Source organism: Brevundimonas faecalis (assembly GCF_040549405.1).
Classification (GTDB): Bacteria; Pseudomonadota; Alphaproteobacteria; order Caulobacterales; family Caulobacteraceae; genus Brevundimonas; species Brevundimonas faecalis.
Genome location: NZ_JBEPTF010000004.1, coordinates 86,057 through 109,518 on the forward strand (window position 1 = coordinate 86,057; position 23,462 = coordinate 109,518).

Consider the following 23,462-nt stretch of genomic DNA (forward strand, 5'->3'; position numbering starts at 1 on the left):
AAAGTTGCGAAGCACAGAACTTTAAGTCAAGATTAAAGATGAGACAGATTTGGAGCGCCCCGTGACCCGCGACCTCGACCGCTTTCGCCGCCTGTGCGGCCAGTACCGCTGGCTGGCGGTCTTCATGGTGTGCAGCGTGGGCGGGCTGCTGCTGCTCATGCATGTGATCGCGCCGGCCATGGTCTGGCTTCGCGACGGACCGCCGGATTTCGCCCGTCGCGCCGCGGGCGACCTGATCTGGGCTTCGCCCGCCGCCTTCTACCTGATGGGCGTCTGGTTCATCGGTCGGGCCATGGGGCAGTTGGCGCGGGGAAGGCTGATCCAGCCGACCCTGGCCTCCGCCCTGCGCCGCGTCGGCCTGTCGCTGGGCTTCGGCGGCGTGATCAGCGTCTTCGTCGTCACCAACCTGCTGCGGCTGATCGACCCCGCCAAGGGCGGTTATCTGTATTTCGACGTGGCGGGGATGACCCTGGGCATGATCGGCGGCGCCCTGTTCCTGCTGGGCCGGGTGGTGGATCAGGCCGGAGCCGTCCAGGCCGAGCTGGACGAGATGATCTGATGGCCGTCCGCGTCACCCTGGACGCCCTGATCGTCGCCAAGGGGATCAAGGCTCGCGACCTGGCCGCCCAGGTGGGATTGAGCGAGACCCAGCTCTCGCTGTTCCGCTCCGGCAAGGTGAAGGGCATCCGGTTCAGCACCCTGGCCCGGCTGTGCGCCGCCCTGGGCTGCCGTCCCGGCGACCTGCTGGACTATGATCTGGACCCCGCCGACCTGACCCCGCCCGAGGGCAAGGAGATCGACTGACGCCATCAGCGCCCCATTGCCCTTTTTCCGCGCTTCCTCTACGGCTCGCGGCGATTTCGCGCGCCCGCCTGTCAAGCGGCCGGGCCGCCCCCTGCCCTTTCGATCCCAGCGGTTTCAATGAAAATCAACGGCAACACCATCAAGCCCGGCATGGTCCTGCAGCACAACGGCGGCCTCTGGGTCGTCACCAAGGCCAGCCACGTCAAGCCCGGCAAGGGCGGCGCCTTCGCCAACGTCGAGGCCAAGAACCTCGAGACCGGCAACAAGCTGAACGAGCGCTTCCGTTCGGAAGACAAGGTCGAGCGCGTCACGCTCGAGCAGAAGGACTTCTCCTATCTGTACGACAACGGCGACAGCCTGGTCTTCATGGACGACGCCACCTTCGAGCAGATCGAACTGCAGAAGGACTGGGTCGGCGAAGACCGCATCCCCTACCTGCAAGAGAGCATGAAGGTGGTCATCGAGATGCACGAAGGCCGCCCGATCGGCCTGGAGCTGCCGGAACAGGTGGTTCTCGAAGTCGCCGAGACCGAGCCGACCGTGAAGGGCCAGACGGCCTCTTCCTCCTACAAGCCCGCCATCGCCAACAACGGCGTGCGCATCATGATCCCGCCCTATATGTCAGCGGGCGAGCGCATCATCGTCGACACGACCTCGGGCGAGTACGTCCGCCGCGCGGACTAAAAAACACCGTCTTTCCCGGTCAAGGCCGGGCGCTGTAAGACAAGACTGCAGGGGCGCGGATGGTCCGCGCCCCTTTTGCTTCTCCGTCCATCCGGGCCACAGGCCTTTCAAGGATCGACGGACCAGGAGAACGCCTATGGCCCTCGCTTCCGCCCTGCTCCAGGTCATGATGGACGCCGTCCGCAAGACCGCCCGCCCGATGCTTCGCGACTTCGGCGAGGTCGCGCACCTCCAGGTGTCGCGCAAGGGACCCGGCGACTTCGTCACCGCCGCCGACGTCAAGGCCGAGCAGACCCTGTTCGAACTGCTGCTGAAGGCCCGCCCCGGCTACGGCTTCCTGGGCGAGGAGCGCGGCATGGTCGAGGGCACCGACAAGTCGCACACCTGGATCGTCGACCCGATCGACGGCACCACCAACTTCATGCACGCCATGCCCCACTTCGCCATCACGGTGGGCCTGGAACGTCGCCACCCCGACGGTTCGTCCGAGATCGTGGCCGCCGTCACCTACAACCCGGTCATGAACGAGATGTTCTGGGCCGAGAAGGGCAAGGGCTGCTACCTGAACGATCAGCGCATCCGCATCGCGGGCCGCAAGATGATGGACGAGAGCCTGATCGCCACCGGCCTGCCCTTCATCGGCAAGACCGGCCACGCCCAGGCCATCAAGGACATCCACGCCGTGGGCCAGCGCGTCGCCGGCATTCGCCGCCTGGGCGCCGCCTCCCTGGACTTCGCCTGGGTCGCCGCCGGCCGCTTCGACGCCTATTACGAGCGCAACCTGCAGCCCTGGGACGTGGCGGCGGGCATCCTGCTGGTCACCGAAGCCGGCGGCCTGGTGACGACCATCGACATCGACGGCGACCCCAAGCAGGGCAAGCAGATCGTCGCCGCCAACCCTGAACTTCAGCCGCAGCTGCGCAAGATCCTGCAGGGGGCGTGACGCTTTTATCTCCTCCCCCGTTCACGGGGGAGGGGGACCGCGGAGCGGTGGAGGGGGCGGCTCCATCCGCGACGCTGACCCGGTTTTCACCGCCGCCCCCGCCCCGGAAACCGGCGCACGAGTTTCGCCCCTCCACCACGCTGCGCGCGGTCCCCCTCCCCCGCTGCGCAGGGGAGGAGAAGAAGGCGTGATCATGAAGCTGTCGCGCGAGCGCCCTAGCTTCGCGGCATGATCCGTCTCATCCTGACCCTCGCCCTTCTTCTCAGCGGAACCCCCGCCATGTCCCTGTCGTCGCCCCAGGTCATCGCCCATCGCGGGGCGTCCGGCGAGCGACCCGAGCATACCGCCTCGGCCTATCGGCTGGCGGTGGAACAGGGCGCGGACTTCATCGAGCCCGATCTGGTCATGAGCCGCGACGGTCGTTTCGTGGTGCGCCACGAGAACGAGATCGGCGGCACGACCGACGTGGCCGACTGGCCCGAGTTCGCGGATCGCAGGACGACCAAGGTCATCGACGGGGTCGAGACGGTCGGCTGGTTCACCGAGGACTTCACCCTGGCCGAGCTGAAGACCCTGCGCGCCCGCGAGCGCCTGCCCCTGCTGCGCCCCGGCAACACCGCCTTCGACGGCCGGGACGGCATCCTGACCTTCGACGAGGTCGTGGCCCTGGCGCGCGAGGAAGGGGCGCGGGTCGGCCGCGTGATCGGCGTGGCGCCGGAGCTGAAGCACCCGTCTTACTTCGCGAGCATCGGCCTGCCGATGGAGGAGACCTTCGTCGCGACGTTGGAGCGTCAGGGCCTGACGGGGGCGGATGCGCCCATCCTGATCCAGTGTTTCGAGGTCGGCCCCCTGGAGCGGCTGAAGACCCGCATCGACGCGCCCCTGCTGCAGTTGATGAGCGCGGCGGGCGGCCCGGTCGATCGCCCCGACCTGACCTACGCCGCCATGAGCAGGCCGGAAGGCCTGCGCGCCGTCGCCGCCTATGCCGACGCCGTGGGGGTCGAGACCGGGATGATCCTGCCCCGGGATCAGGCGGGGCGCAGTCTGACCGCGACCGCCCTGGTCGCCGACGCCCATGCGGCGGGCCTGAAGGTCGTGGTCTGGACCTTCCGCGCCGAGAACGCCTTCCTGCCCCTGGAACTGCGCCGGGGCGAAGGCCCCGCCGACCACGGCGACCTGGACGCCTATCTGAAGGCCTTCGGCGACCTGGGCGTCGATGCGGTGTTCAGCGACTTTCCGGGGATGGCGGTCGGGGCGCGTTAGACAATGCCGGCTTTCCTCCCCACGCGTGGGGAGGGGGACCGCAAAGCGGTGGAGGGGGCGGCGCAGGCGTGAGCCGTGGAGTCGCCCCCTCCGTCACGTCGGCTGCGCCGCCGCGCCACCTCCCCATCGCTTCGCGACAGGGAGGAAAGAACCCTAGGTTCCCTGGAACTGCAGTTGGGCCAGGCGGGCGTAGAGACCGCCGCGAGCCGTCAGTTCGGCGTGCGTGCCCTCTTCCACCACCTTGCCGCCGTCCATGACGACGATGCGGTCGGCGCGCAGGACCGTGGCCAGGCGGTGGGCGATGACCAGGGTGGTGCGGGCCTCCATGGCCTGATCCAGCGCGGCCTGGACCAGGCGCTCGTTCTCGGCGTCCAGGGCGCTGGTGGCCTCGTCCAGCAGAAGGATGGGAGCCTCGCGCACCAGGGCGCGGGCGATGGCCAGGCGCTGGCGCTGGCCGCCCGACAGGCTCTTGCCGCGCTCGCCCAGGGGGGTGTCGAAACCTTCCGGCAGGGCGTCGATGAAGCCCAGGGCCTGGGCCTCGGCGGCGACGGCGCGGGCTTCGTCCAGGGAGGCGGCCTCCCGGCCGAAGCGGATGTTCTCCAGAGCCGAGCCCGAGAAGAGCGGCGCCTCCTGCGACACCCAGGCGAAGCGGTCGCGGACCTCGACCGGATCGGCGGCGCGCACGTCGACGCCGTCCACCGAGACCAGGCCCGACTGCGGGTCGTAGAAGCGCAGCAACAGGCGGAAGACCGTCGACTTGCCCGCCCCCGACGGACCGACCAGGGCCACGGTCTCGCCCGGACGCACGGTCAGGCTGAAGCCCTTCAGCGCCGGCAGGTCGGGACGGCCGGGGTAGGCGAAGTCCACCGCCGACATGGACACCTCGCCCAGCGGCGGCTGCGGCAGGGCGACCGGGTTGGCCGGCGGGGCGATGGCGGGGACGGCCCGCATCAGCTCGTCGATCCGCTCCATGGCCCCGGCGGCCTTCTGGACATCGCCCCAGCTTTCGCCCAGGGCGCCCACGGCCCCGGCGGCGAAGACCGACAGCAGGACGAACTGCAGCAGGGCGCCCGGCGTCATGGTCCCGGCGATCACGTCCTGCGCGCCCAGCCACAGGACTAGGGTCACGCCGCCGAACATGACGACGATGATCATGGCGGTCATCACCGCCCGCGCCCGCATCCGTTTCAGGGAGACGCCGAAGGCCTCCTCCACCGCGGCACCGAAGCGGCCGATGGCGCTCCTTTCACGCCCGAAGGCCTGGACCGTCTCGATGGCGTCCACGCTTTCCCCGGCGAAGCCCACGGCCCCGGCGAAGGTGTCCTGCGACTTCACCGTCAGGCGGCGCACCACGCGGCCGAACAGGAAGAGGGGCACAATCAGCACCGGCACGATCAGGAGGACGAAGCCCGTCAGCTTGGGGCTGACGAAGAAGAGCAGGACCACGCCGCCGATCAGGGTCAGGAAGTTGCGCAGGGCGTAGCTGACCGAGGTGGTCAGCAGGGTGTCGACCAGCTGGATGTCCGTCGTCAGGCGCGACAGGACCTCGCCGGTGCGCATGTGGGCGAAGAAGACCGGATCCAGTGTCAGGATGCGCTGGAACAGGGCCGTGCGCAGGTCGGCGATGACCCGCTCGCCCGTCTTGGTCACGTAGAAGTAGCGGAAGGCCGTCGCCAGCCCCAGGACCACGGCGTTCAGACCCAGGATCAGGAACCAGAGGTCGATATGACGCCCGCCGTTCTCGAAGCCCTGGTCTATGGCGCCGCGCGCCGTCGCCGTCAGGGCCAGGGAGCCCACGGTCGAGCCGATCAGCCAGACCCCGGCGATGGCCGCGTCCAGCTTGTGCCGTCCCAGGAAGGGCAGCAGCCGGGCCAGGGGGCGGATGTTGCGGCTCTTGGCCCGCTTGCCCCCCGCCTCGTCCATCTGTTCGGCCAGCAGCGCGCCGGCGCCGGGGCGGCCGGCCGCCTGGCCGGCGGGTTGGGCGTGACGTTGGGGATCAGCATGGGTCATGACGGCGCTCTTGCCCCGGAACGCCCCCCGGTGTAAACGCCGCCGCTCGTTCCCGTCGCCTTCGCGGCGGGATTCTCTATTTACGCGCAGTGACGGTCGGCATCGTCGTCGCGCAGAGACGGATCAGATCTATGAAAGCGGACACGCACCCCGACTACCACTTCATCACGGTGGTCAAGCCCGACGGCAGCTCCTTCCAGACCCGTTCGACCTACGGCAAGGAAGGCGCCACCCTGTCGCTCGACATCGATCCGTCGACCCACCCCGCCTGGACGGGCGGCAACGCCCAGTTGCTGGACCGCGGCGGCCGCGTGTCGCGCTTCAACAACAAGTTCGGCGGCTTCATCAAGAAGTAAGCCGTTCGCCCATCGGGCGCCCTGGGGGCGTTCGACCACGGGCTGCGACGAATTCGCCACATCAGCGCCGGTCCTTTGGGCCGGCGCTTTTTGTTTGGCCGGAACGCCGATAACATGGCCGCGTTCGTTCCTCTGGGGCGCGGGCGATGGGCTCGCCGCCGGATCGGACTAAAGAGTTAGAAGACATGAACCGACGGGAATTGGGCCTTGGCGTCGCGACGACGACACTGACCCTGGCGGCAGGCAGCAGCGCGGCGGCCCAGCAACGCTCAGTCGATCCCCAGGTCTTCATCGCCGGTTTCGACGCCCAGGCCGCCCGCCTGCCCGCCGCAGTCCAGGCCGACGTCCGCAAGGTCTATGAACTGACCGGCGGCAAGCCGATCTGGACCGCCGACCGCCTGCGCGTCCTTCAGGAAGTGGCCGCCGGGGCCGAGCGCCACGCCCTGCCCGTCGGGGACTTCTTCGACTTCGTCGGCCTGGCCGCCGACCGCGAGACGGCCGAGATCCGCACCACGGCGGCCGCCGTGACCTACGCCCGCGTCCTGGCCGAGGGGCGCGTCCGCCCCGAGACGGTCGAGGAGCTGTGGGAGATGCAGAAGAACAGCGTCGACATCCCGCGCGGCCTGACCGACGCCGTATCGGCGAACCGGCTGAGCCAGTGGTTCGACACCCTGGCGCCGACGGACCTCGGCTACACCAATCTGTCGGCCGGCTACGCCCGTTATCGCCGCATCACCCGGGCGGGCGGCTGGCCCGCCTTCCGCCCGGGCCCGACCATCGAGCCGGGCGCCAGCGACGCCCGCATTCCCGCCCTGGTGGCGCGACTGGTGGCCGAGGGGGACCTGACCGCCGCCGCCGGCGAACGCCTGAAAGGCAACCTGGCCTATGGCTCCGACCTGCAGCAGGCGGTGCGCAGCTTCCAGGTCCGTCACGGCCTGGGGACGGACGGCCGCCTGGGCCCGGCGACCCAGCGTTCGCTCGGCGCCTCGGCCGAGGACCGCGCCCGCCAGATCGCCCTGAACCTGGAACGCCGCCGCTGGCTGAAGCGCGAGCTCCAGCCCGAGCGGATCGAGGTGAACACCGCCGCCGCCATCATGGTCTACTGGAAGGACGGCAAGCCGGTTCACTCCAACCGCGTCGTCGTCGGCTCGTCCGAGAACCAGACCCCCAGCCTGGAGAAGCCCTTCGCCTCGGTCGTGGCCAATCCGCCCTGGACCGTGCCCATGGGCATCGCCCGGCGCGAAATCCTGCCCAAGGGGCCGGGCTATCTGGCCGCCAACGACATGTATGTGAACAGCGACGGCTGGGTGGTGCAGCGCGCCGGTCCCCGTTCGTCCCTGGGCTATGTGAAGTTCGAGCTGCGCGACAGCTACGCCATCTTCCTGCACGACACCCCGTCCAAGGCGGCCTTCAACCTGTCGGTGCGCCAGCGCAGCCACGGCTGCGTCCGCGTGCAGAACGCGGTCGAGTTCGCCCGCCTGCTGCTGCAGCCCGATCCGGCCAAGCTGGCCCAGTTCGACACGGCCCAGGACAGCCGCGAGACCACCCGCGTCACCACCGGACGCGAGATCGGCGTGCGCCTGCTCTACTGGACGGCCTTCGTCGACGGCCAGGGCCGCGTCGCCTTCCGCGAGGACGTCTATCAGCGGGACGCCAAGCTGGCCCAGGCCCTGGGCATCGCGGTCAACCTGCCGCGCGTGGTGGCCGACGCGCCGATCGATCCGAACGACATCGCGCCCTGATCCTTACGACCTAGCCCTCCCCTGCCGAGCAGGGGAGGATAAGGGGCGTCAGCCGAAGGCGGCGCGCAGGCGGTCGAGCTGGTTCTGGACCGGATTGACCGGAGTGTCGTCCTCGCCGTCCACATACATGCGCCGGTCCAGATGCTGGACACGGTCATAGAGACGTTCGGCCCGGACGGCGTATTCGATCAGGGCGATGGGCAGTTCCTGACGGCCGGGCGAGGCCTCCACCTTGCGCTCGGCCAGGCGATAGCGCGGCTCGCAGGCCGAGGCCGCCGTCATGTCGTCCTCGCGCACCGCGCGCTGGACCAGCAGCCAGGAGGCGATCTGCATCAGCCGGGTGGTCAGCTTCATGCTTTCCCCTGCGTAGGCCAGGGCCGCGGCGCGCGACAGCAGGCGCGAATCCTGCCGCCCGTCCCCGTCCAGATAGGCGGCCGTCTCCTCGACCAGCTCCATGCCTTCGCGGAAGGTGCGGTCGAACAGCTCGGAACGCGCGAAATCCAGCACTTCTGTCGTGCGCGAACGCGCCCCCAGGGCGTCAGCGTCAATGGCCGTCACTTCGGTCCTACCCATGAATGTCACGCGCGTCCGTCTGGAAAACGGTCAGAACGACCGTGTGCGGACCGGTACTGCAATCGTCATGCCACGAACTGTCGCCGGCGAGGAGAGGGTCGTCAGCGGAAATTGAACAGGGCGTCGGCGGCGCTGCGCTTGGAAGCCTTGCCCTCTATGGCCGCGCGGGACCGCGCGATCTCGGCCTCAAGGGCGACGATCCGCTCATGCAGTTCCTCGACGGCGTAGAGATCCAGGTCTTCGCGTCCCAGGCCGGCCAGGGCCTCGCCGCGACCCGGCCGGGGCTCCAGTTCTTCGAACGACATCCTCGTCTCCGTGGCCAGCGACCGAACCAACCCTTATGAAAGCGCTCGAACGGCGTCGAATGCAAGGGAGAGCGGAATGAGGGTCATCGAGATCGAGGGCGGCCGGGGTCCAGCCGAGGCCCTGCGTCCGGGGGAGCGGCCCCTGCCCGCCCCGGCGGCCGGCGAGATCCGCGTGCGGGTGCGCGCCGCCGGCGTCAACCGGCCCGACATCGTCCAGCGCATGGGCCTCTATCCCCCGCCGCCTGGGGCTTCGGACCTGCTGGGCCTGGAGATCGCGGGCGAGGTCGAGGCCGCGGGCGAAGGCGTCGAGCGCTGGCGGATCGGCGACCGGGTCTGCGCCCTGCTGGGCGGAGGCGGCTACGCCGAATACGCCGTGGTCGACGCGCGGCACGCCCTGCCGATCCCGGAAGGCCTCGACTTCGTCCAGGCGGCGGCCCTGCCGGAGACCGCCTTCACCGTCTTCGCCAACGTCTTCGAAGCCGGCGGGCTGAAGGCGGGCGAGACCCTGCTGATCCACGGGGCGACCAGCGGCATCGGCGTCATGGCGATCCAGGCGGCCAAGGCGGCGGGCGCCCGCGTCATCGCCACCTCGCGCGGGGCGGCCAAGGCCGAGGCCGCGCGCGCCCTGGGCGCCGACGTCAGCCTGGACGCCACCGCCGTGGACCTGGCCGAGGCGATCCGGGCCGCGGGCGGGGCTGATGTGGTGCTGGACATGGTCGGGGCGGCCTATGCCGAGCTGAACCTGAACGCCCTGAATCCCGGCGGCCGCTGGGTCGTCATCGCGACCCTGACCGGCGGTCAGGCCCCGATCGACCTGATGCGGATCATGCTGAAGCGCCTGGTCCTGACCGGTTCGACCCTGCGCAGCCGCAGCGCCGACGAAAAGGCCCGCCTGGCCGCGGCGGTGGAGGCGACGGTCTGGCCCTGGATCGTCTCGGCCGCGATCCGGCCTCAGGTCGAGGCGACCTTCCCCCTGGACGAGGCCGCCGCCGCCCACGCCCGGCTGGAAGCCGGCGATCACGTGGGCAAGATCGTCCTGATTCCCTGATCCAGAGCCGATTCCGGGCATGAAAAAGGGCGGGAAGCCGAAGCCTCCCGCCCCATTTCCTTTCAGGCCTGAGCGGCTTACCAGCGGCCGCCGCCGCGACCCGCCGGACGCAGGGAGGAGACGCGGTCGTTGAAGTCCAGATCGCGCAGGGTACGGATGTCGCCGCGCACGACCTCGCAGCGGCCGCGGAAGTCGGCGTGCTCGCACAGCTCCCATGAGCCGCGCGACAGGCGGACCGAGCTGATGGCGTCGTTCATCCCATAGTCGCGCAGATTGCGGATCTCGCTGTTGAAGGTCTGCGACTGGCCGCGATAGTCGGCGTCGCGGTAGACGGTGATCGAACCGGAGCCGCCGCCCCAGCCGCCGCCGTTGCCGCCCCCCCAACCGCCGCCGGGACGATCAGGGCGACCGGGACGACCCGGGCGGTTGCTGTCCTCATAGTCGCCGCGGTTGCGGCCGCAGACCAGCAGGCCGTTGTCGTTGTGGATCTCCTCGCTGGAGCAACGAGCCAGCTCGATCGAGGTTTCACGCATGGCGCCGCGCGTGTCGCGGCAGTCCGCATAGAGGCGGCCCCGGTTCACATAGGAGCCGCTGCAGGTCTGGGCGTAGGAGCCGCGCGGTGCGCCGTAGGCCACGGCCTGGGCCTCGGCCGAACCGGCGCTGATGAAGGAAACACCGCCGGTCGCCATGACCAGACCTGCGGCTGCGATGACGAACTGCTTCACGGACGTCTCTCCAAAGTTAAGTCTTCCGGGGCGCACAACGCGCCTCGCCCCTCTATGTTCAACACCCAGGATGAACCGCTGCTGTATGGCGCAGTCGGACAACGTTTTCTTTTGCCGCGAATGGGCCTATACGGAATGTCTCGCGCCCGGCCGAAAGGTCGGGCGCCGTTGTTTCAAACGCCCGGTTTCCGGGCCGCAGACGCCGGGACGCACGCCCCATGACCGACATCCTGATGCCCAAGGCCACTGCGGTCTGGCTGGTGGACAACACCTCGCTCTCGTTCGAGCAGATCGCCGCCTTCTGCGGCCTGCACCCGCTGGAAGTGCGCGGCATCGCCGACGGCGACGTGGCCCGCGACATCCGCGGCGCCGACCCCATGGTCAACGGTCAGCTGACCCGCGACGAGCTGGACAAGGCCCAGGCCGACCCCAACTACCGCATGAAGGCCGTGGTCAGCCGCCACGCCGAACTGCTGAAGCCGACCAAGTCCGGCCCCAAGTACACGCCCGTGTCGCGTCGCCAAGACCGCCCGGACGCCATCGCCTGGTTCGTTCGCAACCACCCGGAAGTGACCGACGCCCAGATCGCCAAGCTGCTGGGCACCACCAAGTCGACGATCGAGAGCGTGCGCAACCGCACCCACTGGAACTCGGCCAACATCAAGCCGGTCGATCCCGTGACCCTGGGCCTGGTCGGCCAGCTGCAGCTGGACGAAGTCGTCCGCAAGGCCGCCGACAAGAAGGCCAAGGACGACCTCAAGTCCGGCGCCGCCCTGCAGTCGATCGAAGAGGCCCCGGTCGAGGCCGAGGAGCCCGACTTCGTTCCCGAGGAACGCGTCCGTCCCGGCGCCGAGCCGACGGCGGAATCGGTCTTCGGTTCGCGCGACGACGACTGATCGCCGGACCCCGGACATGACGACGGCCCCGAAAGAGAAATCTTCGGGGCCGTTTCTGTTTTCAGGATGATCGGGTCAGTGGGCCCGGGTTTCGAGACTGGTGATCTCCTCCTTCAGCCTGAGCTTTCTCTGCTTGAGTTCCCTGAGGTGTGTCGGGTCCGCGGTGGGTCGGCGCATCTCCTGCTGGATGGTCTCATCCAGCGAGCGGTGACGGTTTCCCAGTTCGCGAATACGAGCCTCGATGGTCATGGCTTGCGCCTCCATGTCTTAGGGACCACTACACTGAGCGCCCGGAACGATCGGCTGTGGAATCACATTGCGGTGACCTCCGGCCGCTCCGAACGCGGATAATGTGGATGCAGAAATGGCCGATGTTTTGAACACGACCGTAAGCAGGCCGACGCCCCCGCGCCTGGCCGTTGGAATCTCTGGCGCTTCCGGCGTTATTCACGGCGTGCGGGTGCTGGACGCCCTGCGGGAACTGGGCGTGGAGAGCCATCTGGTGGTCACGCGGGCCGCCCTGCTCACATTGTCGCAGGAGACGGATCTGACGCCTGACGACCTGACCGGACGGGCCGACGTGGTCCACCGGTTGACCGACGTGGGCGCCTCCATCGCCTCCGGCTCCTTCCGCACCCTGGGCATGATCGTGGCCCCCTGTTCGGTGCGGACCATGGGCGAGATCGCCACGGGCGTGACCTCCACCCTGCTGACGCGCGCCGCCGACGTGACGCTGAAGGAACGCCGCCCCCTGGTGCTGATGGTGCGCGAGACGCCGCTGCATCTGGGCCATCTGCGGACCATGACGGCCCTGGCCGAGATGGGCGCCGTCATCGCCCCGCCCCTGCCCGCCTTCTACGCCCGGCCCGCCTCCATCGCCGAGATGGTGGACCAGTCGGTCGGGCGCGCCCTGGACCTGTTCGGCCTGGACTGGGCGCCCGTGCGCCGCTGGAGCGGCCTGAAGGGCGCGGGCGAGGCATGAGCGCCTTCTGGGACTGGGCCGTGAAGGCCTATGGCCGGCCGGGCGTGGCCGAGGCCTGCCTGAGCCTGCAGGACTTTCACGAGCAGAATGTTCCCCTGCTGCTCTGGAGCGCCTGGGCCGCCGTCGAGGGACGCCGCCCGGACGAGGAGACGATCGAGGCCGCCTGCGACGCCGCCCGCGCCTATGACCGGGTGATCACGACCCCGCTTCGCGCTATGCGCCGCACCCTGAAGGCGCCTGTGCCGGACATCGACGACGAGGCCCGCCAGGCCCTGCGCGTCCAGGTCAAGGCGCTGGAGCTGGACGCCGAGCGTCGTCTGATGGTCGAGTTGGAGGGTCTGGCCCCCGCCCCGTCCGGCGGGCCGCGCCCGGTGCTGGACGGACTGGTGTCGACGGCCCGCCTCTGGGACCGCGTCACGCCGCGTCCGGCCCTATCGACCTTGGCTGAACGACTTTCCGCCTGACCGGCGCTCGGCTATAAAAACGGGGCTTACGGGGCAAGGCATGAACGACGACCAACCCTTCCTGTCCGAAGAGGACGAACAGCTGCGGACGCAGCTGAAGGCTCTGCAACAGGAGCACGCCGATCTGGACGCCTCGATCGAGGCCCTGGGCCATATGCCCATTCCGGATCAGCTGATGATCGCCCGGCTGAAACGCAAGAAGCTGGCCCTGCGCGACGAGATCGTGAAGATCGAGGATCGCATCCTGCCCGACATCATCGCCTGACGGCCTTCCCTCTCCCGCCGGGAAGAGGGACATGAACCTCAGACGATGAACCTCAGACGATGAATCTCAGACGGGGATGACGGTCGAGTCCTTGACCTCTTCCATGACGGCGTAGGTGCGGGTTTCGCGCACGCCCGGCATCATGATCAGGGTGTCGGCCAGGAAGGCGCGATAGCCGGCCATGTCCTTCATCCGCACCTTCACCAGATAGTCGAAGCCGCCGGCGACCATGTGGCACTCCAGCACCTCGGGCGAGCGACGGATGCGTTCGGCGAACTGGTCGAAGATGTCCGAAGTGGTCCGGTCCAGCAGGACCTCGATGAAGATCAGCAGCTCGCGCTCGACGAAGCGCGGATCGATCAGCGCCGTATAGCCGACGATGACCCCCCGCTCCCGCAGGCGCTTCACCCGTTCGAAGCAGGAGGAGGCGGACATGTTGCAGGCGGCCGCCAGGTCCTGGTTGGTTATCCGCCCGTCCTGCTGAAGGACCCGCAGGATCCGCCGATCCGCGTCATCCAGCCTGTAGTCCGATACACTCACGCGCCCATTTCCCACTCAAATACCCTTCCCGAGAATGTCAAACCGCCTGCCGATCCGCAATGGATTCGGCAGGCGGTCGGACCGACGCCGTTGGAGGGCGACGTCGGCCGGTCCAGTCATGACGACGCGAACGCCGTTCAGGCCCCGTTGGCGGCCGTCGCGGCCGTCGCGGCCGTCGCGGCCGTCGCGGTGCGCCGACTGTCGGCGATGAAGGCCTCCATCTCCGCCGTCATGGAGGGGATGGTGGCCACGCCCAGGGCCAGCAGATGGTCGTGGAAGGCCTTGATGTCGAAGGAGGAACCGAGCTGGCGCTCCGCCTCGCGGCGCAGACGCACGATCTCGATCTCGCCCAGCTTGTAGGCCAGGGCCTGGCCCGGCCAGGTGATGTAGCGGTCGATCTCCGTGCCGATCTCATGGTCCGACAGGGCCGTGTTCTCGGACAGGAAGGCGATGGCCTGGTCGCGGGTCCAGCCCTTGGAATGCAGGCCGGTGTCGATGACCAGACGCGCCGCGCGCCACATCTCGTAGTTCAGTCGGCCGAAGTCCTCGTAGGGGTTTTCATAGATGCCCATCTCGACGGCCAGCTTCTCGGTATAGAGGGCCCAGCCCTCGCCGAAGGCCGAGATGCCCGCCTGGGACCGCCACTCGGGCAGCTTGGCGTGCTCGCGGCGCAGGACCCCGTGCCAGGCGTGACCGGGGTTGCACTCGTGCACCGTCAGGGCCGGGATGTTGTAGCGGGGCCGCGAAGGCAGGTCGTAGGTGTTCAGCAGACAGCTGCCGTTGCCGCCGCGACCGGCCGTGTAGAAGGGCGCGATGCTGTCCGGCACGGGCACCAGGCTGAAGGTGTCGCGCGGACGCAGGCCGAAATACTGGCCCATCTTGCCGTCCACCTTCTTGATGACCCAGGCGCCGTGCCACAGCAGGTGCTCGGGCTTCTCGTACTGGAACTGCGGGTCGGTCTTCAGGAAGTTCAGGAACTGGGCGAAGCTGCCGGTGTAGCCGGTGCTGCGCATCACCGCCTCCATCTCGGCGCGGATGCGGGCGACCTCGCCCCGGCCGATCTGATGGATCTGGTCCGGCGTCAGGTTGACGCTGGTGTATTGGCGAATCTGCGTCTGGTAGAAGTCCTCGCCGTTCGGCAGGCGGTTGGCCCCCAGGGTATCGCGCGCCCCCGGCATGTATTCGTTGCGGAAGAAGGTCAGCAGGGTCCGATAGGACGGCGTGACCTGCTGCTGGATCACCTCGACGGCGGCGGCGCGCAGGCGCTGCTTGTCCGCCTCCGACATCATCGCCGGCATGTCGATGAAGGGCTTGTAGAAGGGGTTCTGCCGCGGATCGGTCGGATCGGTCACGGCGGTGATGGAGACGTCGCGTCCGACCAGGGAGGCCTTGGGCTGGGTGAAGCCGCGCGCCAGGCCGGCCCGCATGTTGGTGATCTGCTGGTCGAAGTAGCGCGGGGTGTCGCGCAGCTGGGACAGGTAGCGCTCGTAGTCCTCGACCGTGACGTAGGTCTGGTTCCCCATGCCCGAGAGCGACGACCAGAAGGAGCTGTCGGCCGTGAAAGGCATCTCGTACAAGCGGTGGCGGCCGTCATCGACGTAGTTGTCGATCTGGTGCTTGTAGACGGCGTAGTTGGTCCGTTCCGACGGCGAGAGCTGGTCCGGCGAAATGGCCTTCAGCCGGTTCTGGACGTCGGTCCAGTAGGCCAGTCGGCGCTGCTGGGTCGCGGCGCTGACGTCCGGCAGGGTGGTCGGCTTGGACGAGCGCGACGGCATTTCCTTCTGACGCCAGGCGTATTCCTCATCCGCGATGGCGCGGAAGCGGCGGTCCAGGTCGGTCTGCGGCGGCGCCACGGCGGCCTGGGCCTGGGCGGCCTGGGCGGTCTGAGCCGCGACAGGCGAAAGGGCGACGCCGGTCAGCAGCACGCCCAGGGCGGCGGCGACGGCGCTGTTTGCGATCAGGGTCTTCATCTTGTCTCCCCCCTCGGAGTTTTCGGGACGCTCTGCGACGCCTCGGATGCGGAAAAAGCCGCCCGTCGCCGGGCGGCTTCTCCTGACATGGATCAGAACTTGGCGTTCACGCCGACGTAAACGTAACGGCCCAGGTTGTTGTAGATGCTGCCGTTGAAGCCGCTGCTCAGCGAGGTGCCCGTCCAGGTGAAGGGCGTCTGAGGCGGTTCCTCGTTGGTGAAGTTGTTCACCCCGGCGAAGACCGAGAACTTGTCGAAGCGATACTCGGCGCGGATGTCGTGAGTGACCCACGACGGCGCCTTGTAGGGCTCGTAGGCGCCGGCCGGATCCTGGTTGCTACGGACCATGCTGCCCAGGTACTGGTTGGCGTAGGAGACCGACAGGTTCTCGTAGTCCCAGGTGACGCGGAAGTTCATGCGGTGCTTGGGATTGGGCAGTTCGCCCGCCTGCTCGTCACGCACGCTGGGATCGCCCGGAACCGGATCGTAGGTCAGCTCGTCCAGCAGGCCGCCCGTCGCGCTGAACGACAGCGAGCCGTAGTCCGGCAGGCCCAGTTTGGCCAGGTCCGTGCGGTAGGAGGCCGTGATGTCCCAGCCCGAGTTGGTGTACTCGGCCACGTTCAGCACCTGGTTCAGAACCCGGGTGATGTTGCCGTCCGAACCCCGTGACACGCTGGCGCAGAACGGGTTGTTCAGGGTCGGGCTGTCGACGCAGTTGTTGATGATGTTGCGGAAGCCCAGCGAGGCGATCACGTCGCTGATCTTGATGCTGTAGTGGTCGACCGTCAGGGCGAAGCCCGGCAGGAACGACGGCGTCAGCACTACGCCCAGGGTCAGGGTTTCGCCCTCTTCCGGGTTCAGGGCGGGGTTGCCCTGGCTGACCACCGGCCGGGTCGCCGTCGACTGGACGAAGTTCGGCGACAGGCCCAGGGCCGCGCAGTTCGCCTTCCGGTTCGAAGAGGCGTTGCCCAGGTTCAGGCGCGTCGCGTCGCACGGATCGTCGATCAGGTTGTAGCCTTCGCTGCCGCCGCCGAACAGTTCGTTGATGTTCGGCGAACGCACCGCCTTGGCGTAGTTGCCCCGGAAGCGGATGTCGCGGTTGATCGTCCATTCCAGGCCGACGCCGTAGCTGCTGTCGCCGCCCGTGGTGGTGTAGTCCTGGTAGCGATAGGCCGCCGTCAGATCCAGGTACTGGACGAAGGGAACATCAGCCAGCAGCGGCAGGTTGATCTCGCCGAAGATCTCCTTGGACTCATAGCGGCCCTCGGTGATCTGCTGGGCGTTCTGGAAGATCAGGCCCTTCTGCGAACGGATGTCCGGCACCGAGCGGGCGTATTCCTTGCGCCACTCCACGCCGGCCGCGAAGGATACGGGCAGGCTGGTTCCGCTGAACAGCGACGGATAGGAGAAGAGTTCGCCGTTGACGCTGGCCACCGCGTTCCACTGGCGGGTGATATCGTTCCGCACCGTGTAGATGTAGGAGTAGTCGATGGCCTCCTGCGACGCGATGCCGGCGCCGAACAGGTTCAGCGGCTTACAACCGCGGCTGCGGGCGTCGACGCTGCGGCAGACGATCTGGCCGTTCTCGCGGATGGCGTCGATCGACTCGTAGAACTCCTTCTGCAGGCGGTCGAAGTTGGTGAACTCCGACTTGGTCTGGCCGTAGTTGATATAGGCCTCGAACCGCCAGCCGTTGGCGAAGGCGCCGTCGAAGCCGGTCACGAAGCGGGTCGTGTCGTAGACGCTTTCGTAGGTGCGGATGCCGAAGTCGCGGTCGTTGCGGGTGATGTCGAACTGCGTCACCCCGGCCGTGGTCAGCATGGTCTTCAGGTCGTCGGGCAGGAAGGCGTTGTCGGCCTGGATGCGATAGGCGTTGCCGGTGGCCGTGCCGGGCACGTCGCCGGCAAAGGTGCCGTTTTCGCGCTGGCTGGTGGCCTCGGTGTGGAAATACTTGCCCTCGGCGAACAGGTTCAGCTCGGTGATGAAGCCGCCCGTGGGCTGGAACTGGTGGCGCAGTTGCAGTTCGCCGCCGTAACGCTCCACCGGGGTGCGAAGGGCGTCTTCACGGAACTTGAAGCCGTCGCCGCCGATCGAGAACTTCTGCGGACGGCCCGCGCCGTCCACCGTGATCTGGCCGCGATCGAAGGGAACCAGCTTGCCGTCCGGCGTGAAGGTCAGGCTGTAGGCCGCGTTCGCGCCGATCGGCGTGACGATCACCGGGGTGAAGGAGTCGTTGGTGATGTTGGTGTAGACGTCCCGCGCCATGATGAAGGACGGCAGGCCGTCGTTCGGGCTCTTCTTGTTCGGGTTCGGGATGTAGGCAAGGCCGCTCATGGCGTAGTCGCGCTCATGACGGTACAGGCCTTCGGTCTTGTCGTAGGTGGCGGCGCCCATGATGTTGGTGCGGCCGTCGTTGAAGTTCCGGCCCACGGCGATCGAGCCGAAGTAGGTGCTGGGGCCGTCGGCCGAGCCGTACTGCGACTGGAAGGCGACGCCGTCGAAGTCCTGCTTGGTGATGAAGTTGACCACCCCGGCCACGGCGTCGGCGCCGTAGACGGCCGAGGAGCCGCCCGTCACCGTGTCGACGCGGGCGATGGTGGTCTTGGAGATGGTGTTGACGTCCACGGCGCTGGTGCCGCTGGAGCCGGCCACATGACGGCGGCCGTTGACCAGGACCAGGGTCCGGCTGGAACCCAGGTTGCGCAGGTTCAGCGTGGCCAGACCCTGGCCCGCGACCGAGTTGGTGGTGCTGGCCGCCGAGCTGCCGAGGCCGACCTGAGGCTGGCGCGCCATGGCGTCGATCAGGTTGGTGACGCCGGTGTTCTCGATTTCCTGGGCGTCGACGACGTTGACCGGGGTCGAGGCCTCGACGTTCGGACGGCGGATGCGCGAGCCGGTGACGACGATGTCGGCGACGGCGCTGACCGTCTCCTCCTGCTCGGCGGCGGACGCCGGGGCTTCCTGCGCCCAGACGGGCTGCGCAGTCGCCATGACGGCCAGGCCGGCGATCATGGTTCCGGTCTTCAGATAGGCTGACAGTCTCATGTGGTCCCCTCTTTATTTTTGATTTTCACATCGGCGCGATCTCCTCCTGCCCGCGCCGACGAATTCGATGATCAGCGTCCCGACGCGGCTCCCGCAGGGGCTTCGCCGCGTTCGCGCCTCTGGCGCTCGACCATGGCCCGCACGTCCGCCAGCAGGGCGGGCGCGTCGTAGGCGACGCCCCGCGTGACCGTCCAACGCACCCCGCCCACCGTCTCGATGCGGTTTTCCGGGCTCAGGCGTTCATGGCCGGTGCCGTACAGGGTCTTGAAGTTGGCCAGCGGATTCTCAGACGTGATGACCAGGTCGGCGCTCATGCCCGGACGCACCACGCCGAAGGTCGGCGCCTGGCCGGTCGGCTCGGCCAGGGTGGTCGCCCCGTCCATGGTGGCGGCGCGAACGATCTCCAGCGGGTTGAAGCCCGCCTCCTGCAACAGCTCCAGCTCCTCGATGTAGCCGAAGCCGTAGAGCTTCCAGATGAAGCCGGAATCGGACCCGACCGTCACCCGCCCGCCGATGTTCTTGTAGTCGTTCACCAGGCGCATGAAGCGCTCGTAGAAGTGACGCCAGGCCACCTCGTTCGAGGTCGTCCAGTCGAAGAAATAGCTGCCGTGGTTGTCGCGCGTGGACTGGAAGTAGTCGGCCAGCGACGGCAGGGTGTACAGCTCGTGCCACGGCGCGTTGCGGGCCCGCATCAGGTCGCGCGAGGCCGCGTAGATGGTCATGGTCGGATCGAAGACGACGCCGGTCTTCTTCTGCTCCTCCAGGTACTCGAACCATTCGGGCGTGCCCGGCTCGACCTCCTTCCAGATCTCGGCCGCTTCCCCGAAGCGCTTCTGCTCGTCGTAGAAGTTGTAGTCGGTCGGGTAGTTCTGGATGCGGCGACCGCCCAGCAGGGCTTCGAAATGGCCGTAGAAGTGGGTCACCGTGCCCAGGCCCGCCTCGGCCAGGTCGCGGGCGTTCAACTGGGCCACGCCCGGCTGGGCGATGTGGGCCACCGTGCCCATGCCGTTCTTCTTGGCCTCGTCGATGGCGGCCAGGACCACCTCGGGCGTTTCATCGCCGCGCAGGAAGAACTTGATCCCGTCGATGCCGTTGGCCTTGCCCCAGCGGACCCATTCGCGCGCCATTTCCGGATTGCGGATGCGGCCCCGCGACCAGCCCGAACCGATGGTCTGATAGTTGTAGATGCGCGGGGCGACGATCTCGCCGCGGGCCGAGCGGGCCTTTTCCGACACGGCGATGTCCTGCGACGCCAGGCTGACGCCGCGCACCGTGGTCACGCCGTGGGCCAGCCACAGCTTGTAGACATATTCCAGGTCCGGCGCCTTCTGAGGGCTGCCGCCGTGGGCGTGCATGTCGACGAAGCCGGGCATGACGTACATGCCGCGCGCGTCGATCTCGTGCGCCGCGTTCAGGGGCGGACGGTTCTGGCGCTCTGGCATGCCCGGCCAGCCGGACTGGATGATGTCGGTGATCTTGTCGTTCTGGATGACGATGTCGACCGGCCCCATGGGCGGCGCGCCCGTGCCGTCGATCAGGGTCGCGCCCCGGATCACCATCAGCGGATAGGGACCGAAGCCTTCGTCGGCGCGTCGCGCCGGGGCGGGATTGAGGGTCGCACGACCGGCCGGCGCCGAGGCCTGAGCGGACGCCTGGGCCGGCGTCTGAGCATGGCCCGAGATCGCCCCCGCCGGCGTCGCCGCCAGCATCAGGGCCGCCGCGCAAACCGCGCCCAGTCCCCAGCCCAAGCCGCGGCCCAGACCGTCTGCAACCGCACGAATTCCACCCGTCGTCTGCAAGCCGTCGTCCCTCCCAAGATCGGGGCCCCTCGCCCCGGCGGCTGAATAGCGCCGCTCTCCCGTATTCAATTCGCTACCACTTAGCGACCGAGAGGAGTTTCGGATATTGCCGCCTTGCCGGAATAAAATTCACCGGAGCGCCGAAAAACGACCCGCAAGTTCGAATTGCCCATTTTTCGGTCAAAAGACGCGTGATGGCGTTGTTTCTGCGCCAAAACTGAATTTATCATCCAGTCGAGACGCTGCCAAACGCGCTGCTTGGAAGGAATTTCCCAGCGCATCCTCCATGCGCCCTTAGGGTTCATGGCGATATTTCATGCGGTCTGCCGACGGAATTGCGAACTTCCTTCCGGATGTCGACCGCCCGTTCTCGGGGGAGATGTATGGACTTCATTACACGCCGACGCGCCATGCCGTCGTTGGAGGCGCCGCCCTCCGAGCATGGACTCAAGAAGACCCTGTCCTGGCCGCACCTGGTGGCCCTGGGCGTGGGCGCCATCGTCGGCACCGGCATCTACACCCTGATCGGGGTGGGGGCGGAACGGGCGGGCCCCGCCGTCATGCTGGCCTTCGTCATCGCCGGGATCGTCTGCGTCTGCGCCGCCCTGGCCTATGCCGAGCTGGCGTCGATGATCCCCGTCTCGGGCTCGGCTTACACCTATTCCTACACCGCCCTGGGAGAGGGGGCGGCCTGGATGGTCGGATGGAGCCTGATCCTGGAATACACCGTCGTCTGTTCGGCCGTGGCCGTCGGCTGGGCCGGTTATTTCTCGGGCATGATGGAGGGGATCGGCCTGGGCCTGCCCGCCATCCTGACCTCGGCCCCGTCCCAGGGCGGAATCGTCAACCTGCCCGCCGTCCTGATCGTCGGGGCCGTGGCCGCCCTGCTGGTGGCGGGCACGCGCGAAAGCGCCTCGATCAACGCCGTGCTGGTCGTGGTCAAGATCGCCGCCCTGATCGCCTTCGTCGTCATCGCCCTGCCCCACTTCAACGCCGACAACCTGAAGCCCTTCATGCCCTACGGCTTCTCGCACGGGGTCGGGGCGCAGATGGGGGTCATGGCGGCGGCGGCCATCATCTTCTTCGCCTTCTACGGCTTCGACGCCGTGGCCACGGCGGCGGAGGAGACCCGCAACCCCGGCCGCGACCTGACCATCGGCATCGTCGGCTCCATGGTCGCCTGCGTCGCCATCTACATGGCCGTGGCCGTCGCCGCCCTGGGCGCCATGCCCTTCACCGACTTCATGAAGTCGCCCGAGCCCCTGTCCCACATCATCCGCACCGTCGGCTCGGACCTGTGGGCCACCCTGATCGCAGGAGCCGCCGTGGTGGCCCTGCCCACCGTCATCCTGGCCTTCATGTTCGGCCAGAGCCGCATCTTCTTCGTCATGGCGCGCGACGGCCTGCTGCCGCGCGGCCTGGCCCATGTGTCGGAGCGGTCTGGCGGACCGGTGCGCGTCACGGCGGGCACGGCCGTGCTGATGGCCATCATCGCCGGCTTCATCCCCCTGGGCGACCTGGCCGCCCTGGCCAATGCGGGAACCCTGGTGGCCTTCGCCTCGGTCGGCCTGTGTCTGATGGTGCTGCGCCGTCGCGAGCCGGGCCGCCCGCGCGTCTTCCGCGCCCCGGTCTGGTGGCTGGTCGGGCCAGTGGCCATCCTGGGCTGCATCTATCTGTTCTTCAGCCTGCCGGCCGCGACCCAGATCAACTTTGTCGTCTGGAACGTGATCGGGGTGGCGGTCTATCTGCTGTACAGCCGCCGCAGCAGCCTGCTGAACGGCTAGAATCGCGCCATGGAGGAAAGGGCGCCGGGTCGATCCGGCGCCCTTTTCAATTCCTCAGCGCGTCGCCTCGGGCCGCGCCTTCTTCCGCAGCCACATGGCCGCGTCGGCTTCAGACAGCCAGACCTCGGCGTCGGTCTGTCCGGCGTAGGCGCGCACGCCGAAGGACCCGCCCAGGGCCACGCGCGCGCCCTGCCAGTCGAAGCCTTCATCTTCCAGAGCCGAGGCCAGCCGCCGCGCCTTCTCGCGCCCTTCGTCGGCGCCGGCGTTCATCAGCACCACGGCGAACTCGTCCCCGCCCAGGCGGCCCACGGCGTCGGATTCGCGCACGTTCTCCAGCAGCAGTTCGGCCACGGCCAGCAGGGCGGCGTCGCCCGCCGCGTGGCCCAGGCCGTCGTTGATTCCCTTGAAGCCGTCCATGTCGAGATAGAGCAGGGCCGCCTCGACCCCGTGCCGACGGCAATAGGCCAGGTTCCGCGCCAGCACGGTCATGAAGCCGCGTCGGTTCAGCGCCGGGGTCAGCACGTCGTGGTCGGCCAGGGCCTCGGCCCGCTCGGCCCGCTCGGTCAGGGCCGTCACTTCGGCGCGCAGCCGTTCGATCTCGGCGTGCAGATCGGTCTCTGCAGTCGGTTCGGCCACGTCGGTCAAGTCAGGGCTCCGCTGTCGCCGTCCCGGGCGACTCAGGCCCTCGCGACGACAAGGATTCTAGCGACCTCGGTTGCGGGCGCAACGCGTGTGCTGTAACGGGCCGCTTTCCGCATGGGGAGCCTTTGCGCATGACCGCCTCCACGCCGCCTGTCGCTATCATTATGGGCAGCCGCTCGGACTGGCCCACGATGAAGCTGGCCGCCGAACGCCTGGACCAACTGGGCGTCGCCTGGGAAGCCAAGGTCGTCAGCGCCCATCGCACGCCCCAGCGCCTCTATGACTTCGCCACGACCGCCAAGGCCAGGGGCCACAAGGTGATCATCGCCGGCGCCGGGGGCGCGGCCCACCTGCCCGGCATGGCCGCCTCCATGACCGATCTGCCGGTGCTGGGCGTCCCGGTCCAGTCCAAGGCGCTGAAGGGTCTCGATTCCCTGCTCTCCATCGTCCAGATGCCCGGCGGCGTGCCGGTCGCGACCCTGGCCATCGGGGAAGCGGGCGCGGCCAACGCCGGCATACTGGCGGCGCAGATCCTGGCCCTGTCGGACCCCGGCCTAGCCGAGCGCCTGTCCGCCTTCCGCGCCGCCCAGACCGATTCCGTCGCCGAAACCGTCGAGGACTGA

Annotated in this window: 24 protein-coding genes; 14 read left to right on the plus strand and 10 right to left on the minus strand. The window is 68.3% G+C overall.

The window, feature by feature from the left end; all coding sequences use genetic code 11:
• The first annotated feature begins 61 nt into the window (after window positions 1-61).
• The 5 genes from ABIE19_RS13750 (at window position 62) to ABIE19_RS13770 (ending at window position 3,694) form a co-directional block, all read left to right on the plus strand.
• On the plus strand, window positions 62-559 hold the full coding sequence (locus ABIE19_RS13750; RefSeq protein WP_354089782.1) for a DUF2975 domain-containing protein: 498 nt from the start codon (window positions 62-64) through the stop codon (window positions 557-559).
• Window positions 559-804 (plus strand): helix-turn-helix domain-containing protein, encoded by a 246-nt coding sequence (locus ABIE19_RS13755; protein ID WP_354089783.1) that lies wholly within the window; start codon window positions 559-561, stop codon window positions 802-804. Before ABIE19_RS13750 ends, ABIE19_RS13755 begins: the two co-directional genes overlap by 1 nt.
• A gap of 117 nt (window positions 805-921) precedes the next feature.
• A complete protein-coding gene (gene efp, locus ABIE19_RS13760) occupies window positions 922-1,488 on the plus strand; it encodes an elongation factor P (RefSeq protein WP_354089784.1) in 567 nt (188 codons plus the stop codon).
• A gap of 136 nt (window positions 1,489-1,624) precedes the next feature.
• A complete protein-coding gene (locus ABIE19_RS13765) occupies window positions 1,625-2,431 on the plus strand; it encodes an inositol monophosphatase family protein (RefSeq protein WP_354089785.1) in 807 nt (268 codons plus the stop codon).
• Window positions 2,432-2,659: 228 nt separating this feature from the next.
• A complete protein-coding gene (locus tag ABIE19_RS13770) occupies window positions 2,660-3,694 on the plus strand; it encodes a glycerophosphodiester phosphodiesterase (RefSeq protein ID WP_354089786.1) in 1,035 nt (344 codons plus the stop codon).
• 153 nt (window positions 3,695-3,847) lie between these two features.
• Here ABIE19_RS13770 and ABIE19_RS13775 read toward each other — a convergent pair whose 3' ends face one another.
• Window positions 3,848-5,704: an ABC transporter transmembrane domain-containing protein gene (locus ABIE19_RS13775; RefSeq protein ID WP_354089787.1), complete on the minus strand. Its 1,857-nt coding sequence runs from the start codon at window positions 5,702-5,704 to the stop codon at window positions 3,848-3,850.
• 131 nt (window positions 5,705-5,835) lie between these two features.
• Here ABIE19_RS13775 and rpmE point away from each other — a divergent pair, with 131 nt between their 5' ends.
• Both rpmE and ABIE19_RS13785 read left to right on the plus strand, forming a co-directional pair.
• Entirely contained in the window at window positions 5,836-6,060 is a 225-nt protein-coding gene (gene rpmE / locus ABIE19_RS13780; protein WP_354089788.1) for a 50S ribosomal protein L31, read from the plus strand.
• Window positions 6,061-6,245: 185 nt separating this feature from the next.
• Window positions 6,246-7,802 (plus strand): L,D-transpeptidase family protein, encoded by a 1,557-nt coding sequence (locus tag ABIE19_RS13785; protein ID WP_354089789.1) that lies wholly within the window; start codon window positions 6,246-6,248, stop codon window positions 7,800-7,802.
• A 48-nt stretch (window positions 7,803-7,850) separates the two neighbouring features.
• Here ABIE19_RS13785 and rcdA read toward each other — a convergent pair whose 3' ends face one another.
• Together rcdA and ABIE19_RS13795 are read right to left on the minus strand one after the other, a co-directional pair.
• Window positions 7,851-8,375, minus strand: coding sequence for a protease adaptor protein RcdA (rcdA, locus tag ABIE19_RS13790; protein ID WP_354089790.1), 525 nt, complete (start codon window positions 8,373-8,375; stop codon window positions 7,851-7,853).
• A gap of 101 nt (window positions 8,376-8,476) precedes the next feature.
• Entirely contained in the window at window positions 8,477-8,680 is a 204-nt protein-coding gene (locus tag ABIE19_RS13795) for a DUF1192 domain-containing protein (RefSeq protein WP_354089791.1), read from the minus strand.
• A 76-nt stretch (window positions 8,681-8,756) separates the two neighbouring features.
• Here ABIE19_RS13795 and ABIE19_RS13800 point away from each other — a divergent pair, with 76 nt between their 5' ends.
• Entirely contained in the window at window positions 8,757-9,728 is a 972-nt protein-coding gene (locus tag ABIE19_RS13800; protein WP_354089792.1) for an NAD(P)H-quinone oxidoreductase, read from the plus strand.
• Between the two features lie 77 nt (window positions 9,729-9,805).
• Here the strand turns inward: ABIE19_RS13800 and ABIE19_RS13805 are convergent, their stop codons facing one another.
• Window positions 9,806-10,453 (minus strand): beta/gamma crystallin-related protein, encoded by a 648-nt coding sequence (locus tag ABIE19_RS13805; RefSeq protein WP_354089793.1) that lies wholly within the window; start codon window positions 10,451-10,453, stop codon window positions 9,806-9,808.
• Window positions 10,454-10,671: 218 nt separating this feature from the next.
• On the opposite strand from ABIE19_RS13805, the gene ABIE19_RS13810 reads away from it, so the two are divergent.
• A complete protein-coding gene (locus ABIE19_RS13810) occupies window positions 10,672-11,349 on the plus strand; it encodes a DUF1013 domain-containing protein (RefSeq protein ID WP_354089794.1) in 678 nt (225 codons plus the stop codon).
• Between the two features lie 75 nt (window positions 11,350-11,424).
• Here the strand turns inward: ABIE19_RS13810 and ABIE19_RS13815 are convergent, their stop codons facing one another.
• Entirely contained in the window at window positions 11,425-11,598 is a 174-nt protein-coding gene (locus tag ABIE19_RS13815) for a YdcH family protein (protein ID WP_354089795.1), read from the minus strand.
• Window positions 11,599-11,713: 115 nt separating this feature from the next.
• Here ABIE19_RS13815 and ABIE19_RS13820 point away from each other — a divergent pair, with 115 nt between their 5' ends.
• From ABIE19_RS13820 to ABIE19_RS13830, 3 genes are read left to right on the plus strand one after another with little or no spacing between them, the layout of a single operon-like run.
• Window positions 11,714-12,331: a UbiX family flavin prenyltransferase gene (locus tag ABIE19_RS13820; protein ID WP_354089796.1), complete on the plus strand. Its 618-nt coding sequence runs from the start codon at window positions 11,714-11,716 to the stop codon at window positions 12,329-12,331.
• Window positions 12,328-12,795, plus strand: a complete 468-nt coding sequence (locus ABIE19_RS13825) for a TIGR02444 family protein (protein WP_354089797.1) — start codon at window positions 12,328-12,330, stop codon at window positions 12,793-12,795. The genes ABIE19_RS13820 and ABIE19_RS13825 overlap by 4 nt, the downstream gene beginning before the upstream one ends.
• Before the next feature lie 40 nt (window positions 12,796-12,835).
• The gene (locus ABIE19_RS13830) at window positions 12,836-13,060 is read left to right on the plus strand and encodes a YdcH family protein (protein ID WP_354089798.1); all 225 of its coding nucleotides are present in this window, start codon (window positions 12,836-12,838) and stop codon (window positions 13,058-13,060) included.
• Window positions 13,061-13,126: 66 nt separating this feature from the next.
• Here ABIE19_RS13830 and ABIE19_RS13835 read toward each other — a convergent pair whose 3' ends face one another.
• The 4 genes from ABIE19_RS13835 to ABIE19_RS13850 form a co-directional block, all read right to left on the minus strand.
• Window positions 13,127-13,600 carry an Lrp/AsnC ligand binding domain-containing protein gene (locus tag ABIE19_RS13835; RefSeq protein WP_354089799.1) on the minus strand — a complete coding sequence of 158 codons (474 nt, stop codon included), beginning with the start codon at window positions 13,598-13,600 and terminating at the stop codon, window positions 13,127-13,129.
• A gap of 137 nt (window positions 13,601-13,737) precedes the next feature.
• Window positions 13,738-15,570 carry a DUF885 domain-containing protein gene (locus ABIE19_RS13840; protein ID WP_354089800.1) on the minus strand — a complete coding sequence of 611 codons (1,833 nt, stop codon included), beginning with the start codon at window positions 15,568-15,570 and terminating at the stop codon, window positions 13,738-13,740.
• A 92-nt stretch (window positions 15,571-15,662) separates the two neighbouring features.
• Window positions 15,663-18,614: a TonB-dependent receptor domain-containing protein gene (locus tag ABIE19_RS13845; protein ID WP_354089801.1), complete on the minus strand. Its 2,952-nt coding sequence runs from the start codon at window positions 18,612-18,614 to the stop codon at window positions 15,663-15,665.
• Between the two features lie 71 nt (window positions 18,615-18,685).
• On the minus strand, window positions 18,686-20,413 hold the full coding sequence (locus tag ABIE19_RS13850) for an amidohydrolase family protein (RefSeq protein WP_354089802.1): 1,728 nt from the start codon (window positions 20,411-20,413) through the stop codon (window positions 18,686-18,688).
• Between the two features lie 383 nt (window positions 20,414-20,796).
• Between ABIE19_RS13850 and ABIE19_RS13855 the strand changes: the two genes are divergently transcribed.
• Complete coding sequence (locus tag ABIE19_RS13855) at window positions 20,797-22,197, plus strand: amino acid permease (protein ID WP_354089803.1); 1,401 nt, start codon at window positions 20,797-20,799, stop codon at window positions 22,195-22,197.
• A 54-nt stretch (window positions 22,198-22,251) separates the two neighbouring features.
• Here ABIE19_RS13855 and ABIE19_RS13860 read toward each other — a convergent pair whose 3' ends face one another.
• Entirely contained in the window at window positions 22,252-22,833 is a 582-nt protein-coding gene (locus ABIE19_RS13860; RefSeq protein ID WP_354090089.1) for a GGDEF domain-containing protein, read from the minus strand.
• Window positions 22,834-22,970: 137 nt separating this feature from the next.
• Here ABIE19_RS13860 and purE point away from each other — a divergent pair, with 137 nt between their 5' ends.
• Window positions 22,971-23,462, plus strand: a complete 492-nt coding sequence (gene purE, locus ABIE19_RS13865; protein ID WP_354089804.1) for a 5-(carboxyamino)imidazole ribonucleotide mutase — start codon at window positions 22,971-22,973, stop codon at window positions 23,460-23,462.